9 protein-coding genes are annotated in these 15,761 nt (G+C 73.7%); all 9 read left to right on the top strand.

Features of this window, described 5'->3' with window-relative positions; translation table 11 throughout:
* The first annotated feature begins 119 nt into the window (after positions 1-119).
* Positions 120-7,601 carry a non-ribosomal peptide synthetase gene (locus KV557_RS37620; protein ID WP_218206110.1) on the top strand — a complete coding sequence of 2,494 codons (7,482 nt, stop codon included), beginning with the start codon at positions 120-122 and terminating at the stop codon, positions 7,599-7,601.
* The gene (locus tag KV557_RS37615) at positions 7,598-8,764 is read left to right on the top strand and encodes a phosphopantetheine-binding protein (protein ID WP_218206109.1); all 1,167 of its coding nucleotides are present in this window, start codon (positions 7,598-7,600) and stop codon (positions 8,762-8,764) included. Before KV557_RS37620 ends, KV557_RS37615 begins: the two co-directional genes overlap by 4 nt.
* A 144-nt stretch (positions 8,765-8,908) precedes the next feature.
* On the top strand, positions 8,909-10,276 hold the full coding sequence (locus KV557_RS37610) for an aminotransferase-like domain-containing protein (protein ID WP_218206108.1): 1,368 nt from the start codon (positions 8,909-8,911) through the stop codon (positions 10,274-10,276).
* Complete coding sequence (gene dpgA / locus KV557_RS37605) at positions 10,273-11,352, top strand: 3,5-dihydroxyphenylacetyl-CoA synthase DpgA (RefSeq protein WP_218206107.1); 1,080 nt, start codon at positions 10,273-10,275, stop codon at positions 11,350-11,352. The genes KV557_RS37610 and dpgA overlap by 4 nt, the downstream gene beginning before the upstream one ends.
* Positions 11,353-11,384: 32 nt before the next feature.
* Complete coding sequence (gene dpgB, locus KV557_RS37600; RefSeq protein WP_256178534.1) at positions 11,385-12,101, top strand: enoyl-CoA-hydratase DpgB; 717 nt, start codon at positions 11,385-11,387, stop codon at positions 12,099-12,101.
* Positions 12,098-13,444 (top strand): (3,5-dihydroxyphenyl)acetyl-CoA 1,2-dioxygenase DpgC, encoded by a 1,347-nt coding sequence (dpgC, locus tag KV557_RS37595; RefSeq protein WP_218206106.1) that lies wholly within the window; start codon positions 12,098-12,100, stop codon positions 13,442-13,444. The genes dpgB and dpgC overlap by 4 nt, the downstream gene beginning before the upstream one ends.
* Positions 13,441-14,304, top strand: coding sequence for an enoyl-CoA-hydratase DpgD (gene dpgD, locus KV557_RS37590; protein WP_218206105.1), 864 nt, complete (start codon positions 13,441-13,443; stop codon positions 14,302-14,304). Before dpgC ends, dpgD begins: the two co-directional genes overlap by 4 nt.
* On the top strand, positions 14,301-15,503 hold the full coding sequence (locus tag KV557_RS37585; RefSeq protein WP_218206104.1) for an MFS transporter: 1,203 nt from the start codon (positions 14,301-14,303) through the stop codon (positions 15,501-15,503). The genes dpgD and KV557_RS37585 overlap by 4 nt, the downstream gene beginning before the upstream one ends.
* A complete protein-coding gene (locus KV557_RS37580) occupies positions 15,500-15,694 on the top strand; it encodes an MbtH family protein (RefSeq protein ID WP_218206103.1) in 195 nt (64 codons plus the stop codon). Before KV557_RS37585 ends, KV557_RS37580 begins: the two co-directional genes overlap by 4 nt.
* Positions 15,695-15,761 lie beyond the last annotated feature (67 nt).

The raw sequence follows: 15,761 nt of genomic DNA, 5'->3' as shown, positions 1-15,761 counted from the left end.
GCGCGGCTGCGGGCCGAGTTCGAGGTCGACATTCCCGCCCGCCTGTTCTTCGAGGGCGGCCGGGTCGCGGACCTCGCCGCCGAGATCGAGGACAGCATCCTCGCCGAACTGGAGCGCCAGTGAGTACCGAACCGCGCGTGCCCGCCGACGGCAGCGCCCCGAGCCGGGCCGACCGGCTGTCCCGGCTGACCCCCGAGCAGCGGGCCCGCTTCGAGGCCCGGATCCGAGGCAACTCCGCCTCCCCGTCCGATCGTTCCGAGCCCTCCGAGCCGGTGATCGGGCCCCGCGACCCGGCCGTCCCGGCGCCGCTGTCGGCCGGACAGGAGCGGCTCTGGTTCCTGGAGCAGCTCCGCCCCGGCCTGGCGGTCCACAACGAGGCCGTGGCCCTGCGCTTCACCGGCCCGCTCGACGAGGCCGCGCTGGACGCGGCGCTGACGTCGCTGATCGTCCGCCACGAGGCGCTGCGCACCGTGGTGGAGAGCGTGGACGGCGCGCTGGTGCAGCGCGTGCTGGAGCCGGTGTCCTCCGTCCTGCGGGCCGTCGACCTGCCCGCCGACGCTCCCGCCGGGGCCGAGGACGAGCTGGCCCGGGAGGAGGCGGCCCGGCCCTTCGACCTCGCGCGGGGGCCGCTGTTCCGGGCCCTGCTCATCCGCTCGGCGCCCGGGTCGGCCCTCCTGGTCGTGGTCAACCACCACATGGCCGGGGACGCCTGGTCGCGCTCCGTCCTGGTCGGCGACCTGTGCGCCGCCTACCGGGTCCGGGTCGAGGGCGGCGCGGAGCCCGTGCCGCAGGCCGTCCAGTACGGCGACTGGGCCGTGTGGCGGCAGCAGGAGCTGAGCGAGGAACGCCTGGCAGGCCCGCTCGCCCACCTGCGCGAGCGGCTGGCGGGCGCGCCCCTCCTGCTCGACCTGGCCGCCGACCGGCCCCGGCCGGCGGTGCCCACCTTCCGCGGCGGCCGGGTCCGGTTCACCCTGGACGCGGCCACCACCGCCGCCGTCGAGAGCGCTGCCAGGGCCGCCCGGGCCACCCCGTTCATGGTGACCCTCGCCGCCTGGAACGCCGTGCTGATGCGCCACTCCGGGCAGCAGGACATCGTCGTCGGCGTGCCGACCGCCGGCCGCGACCGGCCCGAACTCGAAAGCGCCGTCGGCATGTTCGTCAACAGCCTGGTGCTGCGGACGGACCTCTCCGGCGATCCGACCTTCGGCGAGCTGCTGGCCCGGGTCCGCGAGGGCGCCCTGGACGCCTTCGCGCACGGCCAGGTGCCGTTCGAGCGGATCGTCCGCGAGCTCCAGCCGGACCGCGACCTCAGTCACTCGCCGCTCTACCAGGCCCAGTTCGGCTACCGGAACGTGCCCGCGCCGCAGTTCTCGCTGCCCGGCCTGACCGTCGAACCGGTCGAACTGGACTACGGACTGTGCCGCACCGACCTGGACCTGGAGCTTGCGCTCGACGGCGACACCACCGCCGGAATCTGCGAGTACAGCCGGGACCTGTTCGACGAGGCGACGGCCGTCACGCTCACCGAGGCGCTGGTCCGGGTCCTGCGCCGGGGCGCCGCCGACCCCGCGCTGCGGCTCTCCGAGCTGCTCGAACTCACCGCGGTCGAAACGGCGTTGCTCGACGCCTCGGCCGACGGCGGCGAGCTGCCCGCCGACGCCGAGGACATCATCGTGGGTTTCGCCCGCATGGTCGGGGAGCGACCGGACGGCGTCGCCCTGATCGCCGGACCGGATGAGCTGACCTATCGTCAACTTGAAGCAAGGGTACGGGAGATCCAGGTGGGCCTCACCGGGGCCGGGGTCCGCGCGGGCGACCGGGTGGGCCTGTGCCTGCGCCGTGGCGCCGACCTCCCCGCCGCCATGCTCGCCGTGCTGCGCGCCGGGGCCGCCTACCTGCCGCTCGACCCGGACTACCCGGCCGCCCGGCTCGCCTACGTCATCGAGGACGCCCGGCCGGTCGTCGTCGTCACCGACGGGCACAGCCGCTCCGCCGTCCCGGCCGCCGCGCCGGTGCTCGACCTCGACCGGCTGCCGCTCGGCGCGGCCGACCTGCCGGCCGCCGAGCCCTCGCCCGAGGACGCCGCGTACATCATCCACACCTCCGGCTCGACCGGGCAGCCCAAGGGCGTGGTGGTCCGCCGCCGCAACCTCACCGCCTTCCTGGCCGCCATGGACCGGGCGGTGGAGGCCGGCGCCGAGCCGGTCACCTGGCTCGCCGTCACCAGCGTCTCCTTCGACATCTCCGTTCTGGAGCTGCTCTGGACGCTGAGCCGGGGCCACCGCGTGGTGCTCAGCCCGGACGCCGGCACGGCCCGCCAGGACGGCACCGCCGCCCCCGCGTTCAGCCTGTTCTACTTCGCCAGCGACCCGGCCGACACCGCACCCGGCCCGGACCGCTACCGGCTGCTGATGGACGGCGCCCGGTTCGCCGACGAGCACGGCTTCGACGGCATCTGGCTCCCCGAACGGCACTTCCACGACTTCGGCGGCTCCTACCCCGCACCTTCGGTGCTGGCCGCCGCGGTCGCCCAGGTCACCAGCCGGGTCGGGATCCGGGCCGGCAGCGTCGTTCTGCCGCTGCACCACGTGGCGCGGGTCGCCGAGGAGTGGTCGGTGGTCGACAACCTGTCCGGCGGGCGGGTCGGCCTGTCCTTCGCCTCCGGCTGGCACGTCGACGACTTCCTGCTCGCCAAGGAGGCCTACGACGATCGCCAGCAGCGCACCGTCGACGGCATCGACCAGGTGCGGCGGCTGTGGCGCGGCGAGAAACTGGCGTTCGAGGCACCCGGCGGGCGGACCGTCGAGACCCGTGTGCTGCCCAGCCCCGTCCAGCCCGAACTGCCCTTCTGGCTCACCTCCTCCGGCAGCGCCGACACCTGCCGGCGGGCCGGTGAGATCGGCGCCCGGCTGCTTACCCACCTGCTCGGCCAGAGCGTCGACGAACTCGCCGAGCGGATCGCCGAGTACCGCGCCGCCTGGCAGCAGGCCGGGCACCCCGGCGAGCCGCACGTCACCGTCATGGTGCACACCTTCGTCGGTGCCGATGCCGAGGAGGTGAGCAGCCTGGCCCGGCAGCCGTTCCGCGACTACCTGCGTTCCTCGCTCGGGCTGATCGCCAACCTCGCCAAGGGTCTCGGCCTGGACATCCGGGCCGCCGACTTCAGCAAGGCGGACGAGGAGGCGCTGCTCGACCACGCCTGCGCCCGCTACCTGCGCGGCGGCTCGCTGATCGGCACCGCCGAGGACTGTCTGCCGCTGGTCCGGCGGCTCGGCGCGATCGGCGTCGACGAGATCGCCTGCCTGGTCGACTTCGGCGTCCCCGCCGGGGCGACCCTGGCGGCGCTGCCCCGGCTCGACGCGCTGCGCCACGCCGCGGCCGCCGGCCCCGCGGCCGGCACTCCTGCCGCTCCTGCCGTCGCCGACACCCCGCTGACCGGCCTGATCCGGCAGCACGGCGTCACCCACCTGCAATGCACCCCGTCCCGGGCCCGCGCCCTGCTGGACGAGGCCGACACCGCCGCGCTCGGCGGCCTGCGCACCCTGCTGCTGGGCGGCGAGGCGCTCGATGCCGATCTCGTCCGGCAGCTCGCCCGGCACACCGGTGCCGCGCTGCTCAACATGTACGGTCCCACCGAGACCACCGTCTGGTCGACCTTCGACCGGGTGGATCCGGCGGGCCCCGTCACCATCGGCCGGCCGATCGCCGGCACCACCGTGCGGGTCCTCGACGAGCACGGCCGCCGCACCCCGGCCGGCGTGCCCGGCGAGCTGTACCTCGGCGGCGCCGGCGTCACCGCGGGCTACCTCGACCGCGACGAGCTCACCGCCGAGCGCTTCCGGCCCGACCCGAACCGCGTCGGTGCCAGGCTCTACCGGACCGGCGACATCGTCCGGGTCCGCCCGGACGGCCGACTGGAGTACCTGTCCCGCAACGACCAGCAGGTCAAGATCCGCGGCTTCCGGATCGAGACCGGCGAGGTCGAGACGGCCCTCGTCGCGGTGCCCGGCGTCCAGCACGCCGTGGTCACCGCGCGAGCGGACGGGCCCGCGGGGCTGCGCCTGGTCGGCTACCTGATCGCCCGTGACGGCGCGCAGCTCGACCACGCCGCCGTCCGCTCGCACCTCGCCGAGCGGCTGCCCGGCTACATGGTGCCGTCCGCCTTCGTCGTCCTGGACGCGCTCCCGCTGACGGCCAACGGCAAGCTGGACCGCGCCGCGCTGCCCGCGCCGGTCGTGACCGGCGGCCGCGGCGGGCGCAGCCCCCGGACGGCCCGCGAGGAGATCCTGCACGACCTGTTCGCCGAGGCCCTCGGGGTCGAGAAGCTGGGCATCGACGACAACTTCTTCGAGCTCGGCGGGCACTCGCTGCTGGCCATCCGCCTGATCAACCGGATCCGCACCACCGTGGACGCCACCGCCGAGGTCCGGATGCTGTTCGAGGACCCGACGATCGCCGGGCTCGCCGAACGGCTCGGCGCCGCCGCCGGCCGCAGCCGCCCCGGAGTGGTCGCGGTCGAGGCCGCCGAGCGGCCCGCGTTCCTGCCCCTGTCCTCCGGGCAGCGGCGGCTCTGGGTGCTCGACCAGCTCTCCGGCCCCAGCGCCACCTGGAACGACCCGATGGTCACCCGGATCACCGGCACCCTGGACCACGCGGCGCTCACCGCTGCCCTCCAGGACGTGACGGCCCGCCACGAGACGCTGCGCACGCTCTACCGCGAGCACGACGGCGAGCCGTACCAGTGGATCGTCCCGGCCGCCGAGGCCGCCGTCCCGGTGCGGACCGCCGAGTGCGGACCGGACGAGGTGGACGCGCTCGTCGCCGAGGAGAGCACCCGCGCCTTCGATCTGGCGGCCGATCTGCCGATCCGGGTCCTGGTCGTCGAGTCGGGCCCCGGGGAGTACACCCTGCTGGTGGTGCTGCACCACATCGCCACCGACGGCTTCTCGATCCGCCCCTTCTACACCGACCTCTCGCTCGCCTACGCCGCCCGGCGCCAGGGCGAGCAGCCCGACTGGCAGCCGCTGCCGGTCCAGTACGCCGACTACACCCTCTGGCAGGGCGGGCTGCTCGGCGACGAACGCGATCAGGACAGCGAGGCGCACCGCCAACTCGCCTACTGGCGCGACACCCTGGCCGGCCTGCCGGACGAGCTGGCGCTGCCGTACGACCGGCCGCGGCCGGCCCGCCCGACCAACCGCGGCGACGCCGTCCACTTCCGGCTGGACGCGGCGGCCCACCGCAGTCTCCAGGCCGTGGCCCACCGGTACCACGCCACGGTGTTCATGGTCGCCCAGGCGGCACTGGCCGCCGTCCTCACCCGGTTCGGCGCGGGCGGCGACATCCCGCTCGGCACGGTGGTGGCGGGCCGCGGCGACGAGGCGCTGGACGGTCTGGTCGGCTGCTTCATCAACACCCTGGTACTGCGTACCGACACCACCGGCGACCCGACCTTCGGCGAGCTCCTCGCCCGGGTCCGGGACGCCGACCTCGCCGCCTACGAGCACCAGGACCTGCCGTTCGACCGGCTGGTGGAGAACCTCCAGCCGACCCGCTCGCTCGCCCGTCACCCGCTGTTCCAGGTGATGCTCTCCTGGGCGGGCGCCACGGACGGCCTGCTCGGGCTGCCCGGGCTGGCCTGCACTCCGGCGCCGGCCGAGTCCGAGGTGTCCCGCTTCGACCTCGGGCTGCGCATCGACGAGCAGCCGGTCGGCGACGGCCCGGAGAGCGAACTCGCCCTGCTGCTGCGCTACTCGGTGGACCTGTTCGACCGGGGGACGGCGCAGGCGATCGGCGACCGGTTCGTCCGGCTGCTGCTCGCCGCCGCGGCCGAGCCGGAAACCCGGATCGGCGCGTACGACCTGCTGTCGGCCGACGAGGCGCGAGTGCTGGCGGAGTTCAACGCCACCGGCGTGGCACAGGCGCCGGGCACGCTGCTGGAGGCGTTCGACCGGCAGGTCGCGGCCACTCCGGACGCGGTCGCGGTCAGTGATCGGGATCACGACCTGACGTACCGTCAACTCTACGACAGCGCTGATAGGTTGGGTGCCGAGCTGATCCGGTCCGGAGTGCTGCCGGAGACGCCGGTGCCGATCCTGATGGAGCGGTCGGCCGAGATCCTGGTGGCCTTCCTGGCGGTCCTGCGCGCGGGCGGTGCCTACCTCCCGCTGCACACCGCCCACCCGGCGGCCCGGGTCCGGCAGACGCTCGCCGCCAGCACCTCCCCGGTGCTGCTGGTGAGCGGGGCCCTGCGCGGGCACGAAGTCGTCGCGGAGCAGGCCGAGTCGGGGCGTACGGTCCTGGTCGCCCGGGACTTCGACGCGTTCGACGCCTTCGACGCTCTCGATGCCGAGCTGCCGGCCTGGCCGCAGGTGCGGCCGGACGACCTCGCCTACGTGATGTACACCTCGGGCTCCACCGGAGAGCCGAAGGGCATCGAGATCACCCACCAGGGCGTCGTGGACCTCGCGCTCGACCCGTCCTGGGAGGTCACCGCGGCCGACCGGGTGCTGTTCCAGGCGCCGCCCGCCTTCGACGGGTCGACCTACGAGATCTGGGCACCGCTGCTGGCCGGCGGCCGGGTGGTCGTCGCCCCGCCGGGCGGCCTGGACGCGGAGCGCCTGCAGCGCCTGGTCCGCGAGCACGGGCTCACCCGGGTCAGCCTGACGGCCGGCCTCTTCCGGGTGATCGCGGAGGACGCCCCCGAGGCGTTCGCGGGCCTGGCCGAGGTCACCACCGGCGGGGACGTCATCTCCGCCCACGCCGTCCGGCTGGTGCTGGACGCCTGCCCCGGCATCATCGTCCGGACCACGTACGGTCCGACCGAGATGACCCTGTGCGTCACCCAGCAGCCGTGGCGGGCGGGGGACGTCCTCGACGCGGTCGTGCCGCTCGGCCGCCCGATGGCCGGCACAAGGGCCCACGTCCTGGACCGCCTCCTGCGGCCGGTGCTCCCCGGCATGACCGGCGAGCTCTACCTGGCCGGCGCCGGCACCGCCCGGGGCTACCAGGGCCGGCCCGGCCTGACCGCCGAGCGCTTCGTGGCCGACCCGTACGGCGAGCCGGGCGGGCGGATGTACCGCACCGGCGACGTGGTGCGGTGGACCCGCGACGGCGAGCTGCACTTCGTCGGCCGCACGGACGAGCAGGTGAAGATCCGGGGCTTCCGGATCGAGACCGGCGAGGTCGAAGCCGCCCTGGTCGACGCCCCGGGCGTGCGGCAGGCCGCCGTGATCGCCCGCGAGGACCGGCCGGGGGACAAGCGCCTGGTCGGCTACCTGGTCGCCGAGGAGGGCACGGCCCTCGACCCGGCCGCGCTGGCGGCTCGGCTGGCCGGGCGGCTCCCGGACTACATGGTGCCCTCGGCGCTGGTCCAGGTGGCGGCGCTGCCGCTGACCGCGAACGGCAAGTTGGACCGCGCGGCACTGCCGGCGCCCGACTACGCCCGGCCGTCCGGCGGGGCCCGCAAGCCCGCCGCTCCCGCGACGGCCGCCCCCGTCGTACCCGAGGACACCGAACCGACCGGCATGTTCGCACGTATTCGCACCGTATTCGACGGCCGCACCCGGCGCCGTGAGACGACTGGAGGAAGTACAAGGTGAAGATCCGAGGATTTCGCGTCGAGACCGCCGAGGTCGAGGCGATGCTGGTCCGCGCCCCCGGCGTGAAGCTCGCTGCCGCCGTCCTGCGGGACGACCGCCGCGGCGGGCAGCGCCTGCTCGCCTACGTCGTGCCGCAGCCCGGTGTCGACCTGGACCCGATCGCGGTCCGCGCCTTCGTGGGCGACCGCCTGCCCGACCCCTGCGTGCCCTCGGTCGTGGTGAAGCTGGAGTCCTTCCCGCTGACCGGCAACGGCAAGCTGTGCCGCACGAAGCTGCCCGAGCCCGCGTACGGCCCGGTGCCGGGCAGCCGCCTCCCCCGCACCGAGGGCGAGCAGCAACTGTGCGCCCTGTTCGCCGAGGTGCTCGACGCCGACGAGCCGGGTATCGACGACAACTTCTTCGACCTGGGCGGCGACGCCGCGGCCGCGGCCCGCCTGTTCGCCCGGATCCGGGCCGAACTCGGTCTGACCGTCGACCAGCAGACGCTGACCGACGCGCCGACCGTCGCCGGCCTCGCCCAGCACCTCGACATCGGCAAGCCGGTCCGCGCGCCGATCCCGCCGAGCCGCTGGCGCAGCAAGGTCAAGGTCGGCGGCTACGAGCTCGCCCCCTGCGAGGTCGCGGCCACCCTCACCGGCGCGCCGGGCGTCCGGCACGCGGCGATCGGCGTCCGCGAGGACCAGCCGGGCAAGCGCCGCCTGGTCGGCTACGTCGTCCCCGAGCCCGGTGAGGGCCTGGAGCAGGAGCTGGTGCAGTCGTACCTGGTGGACAACCTGCCGCCGTACATGGTGCCCTCGTCCCTCGTCGTGCTGGACGCCCTGCCGATGACCCGGGACGGCATCCTCGACCGCCCCGCCCTGCCCGCTCCCGACCGTGACGGGGGGCTGGCCGACATGCGCCCGCGCAGCCGGAGCCAGGAGCAGCTCTCCCGGCTGTTCGCCGAGGTGCTCGGGGTGCCCGAAGCCGGCCTGGACGACAGCTTCTTCGAGCTCGGCGGGCACTCGCTGCTGGCCATCCGGCTGACCAACCGGATCCGGGTCGAGTTCGGCGTCGAGATGGAGACCCAGACGGTCTTCGAGGCGCCCACCGTCACCGAGCTGGCCCGCAGGATCGAGAGCGCCAAGCCGGCCCGTCCCAAGGCCGCGGCCGCCAACGGGTCCTGACTGCCCCCGGCTGCCGTCCCCGTCGCCCCGCCCGGCCGCCCCCTGCCGCCCTCCCCGGCCCTCGCCGGCCGGGGAGGGCGCCCCGCCCGCCACCCACCACGGAGGTCCCCCAGCCATGCGTCCCACCGAGACCGGGAGGCGGTCATGACGCCGCACACCGGACCCGGAGCTGTCGTCGACGCCGTCGCCGAGCTCCAACTGGCCGAGCTCCAACTGGCCGAGCTCCACACCTCGTTGAGCTCACCGATCAGCGACTCGATGAACTTCCTCAACGAGGTGGCCCAGCGCTACCCCGACGCGATCTCCCTCGCCGCCGGCCGCCCCTACGAGGGCTTCCTGGAGATCGAGGCGGTCACCCGCCACATCGAGACCTACCGCACCCACCTGAGGGAGCGGTACGGCCACGACGAGGCGCAGGTCCGCCGGACGATGCTCCAGTACGGGCGGACCAAGGGCATCATCCACGACCTCGTCGCCCGCCACCTGGCCGTCGACGAGGGCATCACCGCCGACCCGGAGTCGATCGTCGTCACCGTCGGCTGCCAGGAGGCCCTGTACCTCACCCTGCGGGCCCTGCGCCGCACCGAGCGCGACGTCCTGCTCGCCGTCGTCCCCAGCTACGTCGGCCTCACCGGCGCCGCCCAGCTCGCCGACATGCGCGTGCTGCCGGTCCGCACCTCCGACGAGGGCATCGACTTCGACCACCTCGCGGCGGTCGTCGCCCGGGCCAAGGCCGACGGCCTGCGCCCGCGCGGCTGCTACGTCGTCGCCGACTTCGCCAACCCGACTGGCACCAGCCTCGACCTGGACACCCGGGAACGGCTGCTGCGCGCCGCCGAGGAGCACGACTTCCTGATCCTGGAGGACAACCCGTACGGGTTCTTCGGCGACGGCTCCGCGCCGCTGCCCACCCTCAAGGCCCTCGACCGCGCCCAACGCGTCGTCTACCTCGGCTCGTTCGCCAAGACCGGCCTGCCCGGCGCCCGGGTCGGCTACGTCGTCGCCGACCAGTGGGTCGCCGGACCCGGCGGCGGGCGCAGCCGGCTGGCCGACCAGCTCGCGAAGATCAAGAGCATGCTGACCGTCAACACCTCCCCGGTCGCGCAGGCGGTGATCGGCGGCAAGCTGCTCGAACACGACTGCAGCCTGCGGGCGGCCAACGCCCGGGAGATCCGCGTCTACCGGGACAACCTGAGGATGGTCCTGGACGGCCTGGCCGCGCGCTTCCCGCAGGGCTCGCGGCCCGCAGTGACCTGGAACGTGCCGCGCGGCGGGTTCTTCGTCGTCCTCACCCTGCCGTTCGTCGCCGGCGACGACCTGCTGGAGGAGTCCGCGCTCCGGCACGGTGTCCTCTGGACCCCGATGCACCACTTCTACGGCGACGGCCGCCCGCGCCGCGAGATCCGGCTCTCCGTCAGCCACCTGACACCCGAGGAGATCACCGAGGGCCTCGACCGGCTCGCCGCGTTCGCCCGCGCCCAGGCCGCCCCGGTGACGGAGGTGGCCCGATGACCGGCACCGCCCGGATCGAGGCCGTCGGCACCGCCTCGCCCCCCACCTCCTACAGCCAGGCCGAACTGCTGGAACTCTTCCGTATCGAGGACCCGCGGATCCGCTCCATCTTCCTCAACAGCGCCATCGACCGCCGCCACCTCACCCTGCCCCCGCGCGGCGACAACGGCGCCTTCCGCATGGAGGTCCAGGGCGAACTGCTCGCCAAGCACAAGCGGCAGGCCGTCGACATGGGCACCCGCGCCATCACGTCCTGCCTGAGCAGCGCCGGCGCCCGACTCTCCGACATCGGCTACCTGTGCGCCGTCAGCACCACCGGCTTCCTCACCCCCGGCCTGAGCGCCCACCTCATCCGCGAGCTCGGCATCGACCCCGGCTGCAGCCGTCTCGACGTCACCGGCATGGGCTGCAACGCGGGCCTCAACGCCCTGAACGCCGTGGCCGGTTGGGCCGGAGCCAACCCCGGGAAGCTCGCGGTCATGGTCTGCGCCGAGGCCTGCTCGGCGGCGTACGTCTTCGATGGCACGATGCGCACCTCGGTCGTCAACAGCCTGTTCGGTGACGGCGCCGCCGCCATCGCCGTCACTGCGGGGGCCGTCACTGCGGGGGAGCGGGGGGAGTCGGCCGGTCCCGCCGCCCCGAGGCTGCTCAGGTTCGCCAGCCACATCATCACCGACGCCATCGACGCGATGCGCTACGACTGGGACGACGACCAGGACCGCTTCAGCTTCTACCTCGACCCGCAAGTCCCCTACGTGGTGGGGGCCAACGCCGAATCCGTCATCGGCCGGCTGCTCGCCGGCACCGGGCTGCGGCGCAGCGACATCGCGCACTGGCTGGTGCACTCCGGCGGCAAGAAGGTCATCGACTCGGTCATGGTCAACCTCGGCCTGACCGCCCACGACGTGCGCCACACCACCGGCGTCCTGCGCGATCACGGCAACCTGTCCAGCGGTTCCTTCCTCTTCTCGTACCAGCGCCTCCTCGACGAGGACATCGCCCGCCCCGGCGAGTACGGCGTGCTGATGACCATGGGCCCGGGCTCGACCATCGAGACCGCGCTGGTGCAGTGGTGACCATGTATCACGACGGAATATTGGAGACTACGTTGATCACTCTCAATGCCCCTGCCAATGCCCCTGCCGACCTTGCCGAGCAGACCGTCCTGGAGCTGGGCGTCGACGGCTCGCAGCCCGTCACCGCCGAGCTGGTGGCCGCGCTCAACGCCCTCTGCGACCGCGCCGAGGACGCCGCTCCCGGCGCGTACGTGCTCCTGCGCCTCAGTGGCGCCCCGCGAGGCCCGTGGTCGGCCGCCGGCCAGGACATCCAGCAGGTCAGCCGGTGGGAGCGGGCTCTTCGCCGCCTGGAGCGGCTGCCCGTCGCCACGGTCGCGCTCGCCGAGGGCGACTGCGGCGGTGCCGCGTTCGAAACACTGCTCGCGACCGACCACCGCCTCGCCCGCCGCGACCTGCGCCTGCTGGCCCCCACCGGCGGTGAGGGAATGTGGCCCGGCATGGCCCTGTACCGGCTCGCCAACCAGACCGGAGTCGCCGGCAGCCGCCGCGCCGTGCTCCTCGGCGCGCCCATCACCGCCGACCGGGCACTCGCCCTGCACCTTGTCGACACCGTCACCGACGGCGACCCGGCGGAGGCCGTCCCCGCCGTCGCCGCGCTCGTCGCCGGCCTGTCCGGCGCCGAGCTGGCGATCCGCCGCCGCCTGATGTTCGAGGCGACCACCACCCCGTTCGAGGAGTCCCTCGGCCGCCACCTCGCGGCCTGCGACCGTGTGCTGCGCCGGGCCGCCGGAGAGCAGGCCGGGGCATGACCACCGCTGCCGCCCTCGACCGGATCACAGCGGATGCCGTCGCCCCCGTTCCTGGTGAACTGTCGGCCGCTCGCGCACAGTTGGCCGCCGTCGCGCAGCGCGTCGACGACCTGCTGCAGACCCTGCCCGCGCCCGCCGAACGCTCTCCGCTCCACACCGAGCAGGCCGCCACGGCCAAGGACGCCGCCCGCTCCCTGCGCAGCCGCTTCCTCGCCGTCCACACCGAGGCCGTCTACGACGAACTGACCGGAGGCCGGCGCGCCCGCCCCCGGATCGCCGACCTCGCCTCCGGCGGACCCACCGCCTTCCCCGGCCTCCTGCCCACCACCGCCCAGCTCGCCGCCGACCGCGCCCGCCCCCAGGCGGGCAAGGAAGGCCACGAGATCGACCAGGGCATCTTCTTCAGCCGCCTCCTCGCGTCCCCCGGCGCCGGGCGCCACCTCGTCGACTCCATGCGCTGCCCCACCGACCGCGCCCTCACCCTGCTGCCCGGGTTCCAGCGGACCGGCATCGTCGAACTCCGCTCCGTCCGGCTGGAACGCCGCGACGGCGTCGCCCACCTCACCATGATCCGCGACGACTGCCTCAACGCCGAGGACAACCAGCAGGTCGAGGACATGGAGACCGCCGTCGACCTCGCCCTCCTCGACCCCGCCGTGCGCGTCGGCGTCGTGCGCGGCGGCCCCATGACCCACAAGCGCTACAAGGACCGCCGGGTCTTCAGCTCCGGCATCAACCTCAAGAGCCTCCACGCCGGACAGATCTCCCTCGTCGACTTCCTGATTCGCCGCGAACTCGGCTACATCAACAAAATCGTCCGCGGCCTCCTGGTCGACGAACACTCCTGGCGCCACCGCTCCGTCGAGAAGCCCTGGATCGCCGCCGTCGACACCTTCGCCATCGGCGGCGGAGCCCAACTCCTCCTCGTCTTCGACCGGGTCATCGCCGCCGCCGACTCCTTCCTCAGCCTTCCGGCCGCTCAGGAAGGCATCGTCCCCGGCGCCGCGAACCTCCGCCTCGGCCGAATGGCCGGGGGCCGCCTCAACCGTCAACTCCTCCTGTGGGGACGGAAGATCTGGGCCCAGGAACTCCACGCCCGGCTGTTCGTCGACGAAGTCGTCGACCCGGCCGACATGGACGAGGCCGTCGACCTCAGCGCCGAACGCCTCGACAGCCCTGCCGTGGTCACCAACCGCCGGATGCTCCACCTCGCCGAAGAACCGCCCGAGGCGTTCCGGGCCTACCTGGCCGAGTTCGCCCTCCAACAGGCGCTGCGGCTCTACAGCGAGGACGTCATCACCAAGGCCGGCCGCTTCTCGGCCGGCGCCCGGGCGGAAGCGTGACCGATACGCTCCCACCGACCGACGGTGCTGAAGGCGCTGAACGTGTTGAAAGTGTTGAAGGTGCTGAAGAACCGCGCGTCCGGTACGAGAAGAAGGACCGCGTCGCCTACGTCACCCTCAACCGGCCCTCCGTCCTCAACGCCATGGACCTGCGGATGCACCACGAACTCGCCGCCGTCTGGGGCGACATCGAGTCCGACGAGGAGGTGTGGGTCGCCGTCCTCACCGGCGCCGGCAGCCGCGCCTTCTCCGTCGGCCAGGACCTCAAGGAACGCGCCGGCCTCAACCGCGACGGCGCCCGCCCCACCACCTTCGGCAGCCGCGAACTCCCCGGCTGGCCCCGGCTCACCGAACGCTTCACCCTCGCCAAACCGGTCATCGCCCGCGTCGACGGCTACGCCCTCGGCGGCGGCTTCGAACTCGCCCTCGCCTGCGACCTGATCATCGCCTCCGACCGATCCGTCTTCGCCCTCCCCGAAGCCAGACTCGGCCTCATCCCCGGCGCCGGCGGCGCCTTTCGCCTCGCCCGCCAACTCCCTCTGAAGGTCGCCCTCGGCTACCTCCTCACCGGCCGCGAACTCAGCGCCGCCCGGGCCAAGGAACTCGGTCTGGTCAACGACGTCGTCCCACCGGCGGACCTCGACGCCTGCGTCGCCGGCTGGGTCGACGACCTGCTGCGCAGCGCCCCACTGTCCGTCCGTGCCATCAAGGAGTCCGTGCTGCGCTCCCTCGACATGCCCCTCGAACAGGCCTTCGCCACCCGCTTCGTGTGGGAGGAACGCCGCATGCACAGCGAGGACGCCCTGGAGGGGCCGCGCGCGTTCACCGAACGCCGCCCACCCCGATGGCAGGCCCGGTGACCGGGTCCGTCGCAGCGGCCGTCCCGTCCCCCCGGAGGAACTTCGCGCTGCTCTGGCTCGCCCAGGCGCTGTCGGTGACCGGGAGCGCGTTCTCCTTCGTCGCGATGCCGATCCTCGTCCTGCGGGCCACCGGGTCGGTCGCCCACATGGGCTGGCTCACGGCGGCGGGCAGCATCGGCACGATCGGGGCCGGGGCGTTCGCCGGGCACCTGGTGGACCGGTACGACCACCGGCGCATCCTGGTGACGTGCGACGCCGCGCGGGCGGCGGTCTTCGCGACGGTCCTGGTCGACCGGCAGGTCGGGGTTCTCTACGCGGTGATGCTCATCGGCTCGGCGCTGGGCATGGTGTCCCAGGTCTGTTACACCAGCGTCGTGGCCGGCGTCGTCCCGACCGGCCAACTCGCGGCGGCCAACGGAAAGTTCGATGCCACCTATGCCGTCGCCTACATCGTCGGTCCGGTGTCCGGAGCCTCCCTCTCCGCCGTCACCGGCCCGGCGGGCGCGGTGGGAGCGAACGCGCTCATGTTCGCGCTGTCCTGCGGTTCCCTGACCCTCCTCCGGCTTCCCGCCGCCACCCGAACACCCCCCGCGCCCGGCGACCGCCTCGCCGGCCTCGCCTTCCTCTGGAGACACCCCGCCCTCCGCGCCCTGACCGTCATCGCCTCGGTCATCAGCCTCTGCACCCTCGGCCTCACCGACGTCTTCATCTACTACGTCCGCCACGACCTCGGCCAGAGCGACACCGCCGTCGGCTACCTCGTCGGGGCGGCGGCCCTGGGCGCCGTGGCCTCGGCAACCGCGGCGCCGCGCCTCCGACAACGCCTCAGCTTCGGTACCTGCTGGGTCGGCGCCTACGTCCTGTGCGGTACCGCCGCCCTGAGCCTCGCACTGCGCCACACGCTCGCCCAGGCAGTCGTCGCCGCCACCCTCTTCTCCTTCGGCACGACGCTCGCCAACACCTGCTCCAGGACGTACCGCCAGACAGTCACCCCACCTGCCGTCCTGGGCCGGGTGACGTCCGCCTTCTGGACTGTCCAATCCGCCCTGGCTCCCGTGGGAGCCGTCGCCCTCACCACCTCCACCAGCGCCTACGGCGTCCCCGCCGTCACCGGCACGGTCGGCACCATCTGCTTGGCAGCGGCGGCTGGTTCCCTGCTCACCCCCATCACGAGAAGCACGAAAAGGACCGCGCCATGACGAACCCCTTCGAGGACCCGACCGCGACGTACCTCGTCCTCACCAACCAGACCCACCAGCACTCCCTCTGGCCGGCGACCCTCCCGGCCCCGGCGGGCTGGGCGGCGACGCTGCCCGGGTCGTCCCGCCAGGAATGTCTGGCCTTCATCGATGCCCACGGCCGCAACTCCGGTGCCGTGAGCGCCGCCTGACCGGGACCGGCCGAGCACCTTCGCGGCCAGGCCGTGGCCGAACGCTGACTTCGGCGTTCACGGCTCG

It is taken from the genome of Kitasatospora aureofaciens (assembly GCF_019192735.1).
GTDB lineage: Bacteria > Actinomycetota > Actinomycetes > Streptomycetales > Streptomycetaceae > Kitasatospora > Kitasatospora aureofaciens_A.
Note: the sequence above shows the minus strand (reverse complement) of the source record. Positions and strands in the feature narration are given on the sequence as shown.

What these genes read in the sequence shown, in the direction of transcription:
- dpgC (WP_218206106.1), top strand. Translation starts at nt 12,098, where the DNA reads ATGACCACCGCTGCCGCCCTCGACCGGATCACAGCGGATGCCGTCGCC.
- KV557_RS37610 (WP_218206108.1), top strand. Translation starts at nt 8,909, where the DNA reads ATGACGCCGCACACCGGACCCGGAGCTGTCGTCGACGCCGTCGCCGAG.
- KV557_RS37580 (WP_218206103.1), top strand. Translation starts at nt 15,500, where the DNA reads ATGACGAACCCCTTCGAGGACCCGACCGCGACGTACCTCGTCCTCACC.
- dpgA (WP_218206107.1), top strand. Translation starts at nt 10,273, where the DNA reads ATGACCGGCACCGCCCGGATCGAGGCCGTCGGCACCGCCTCGCCCCCC.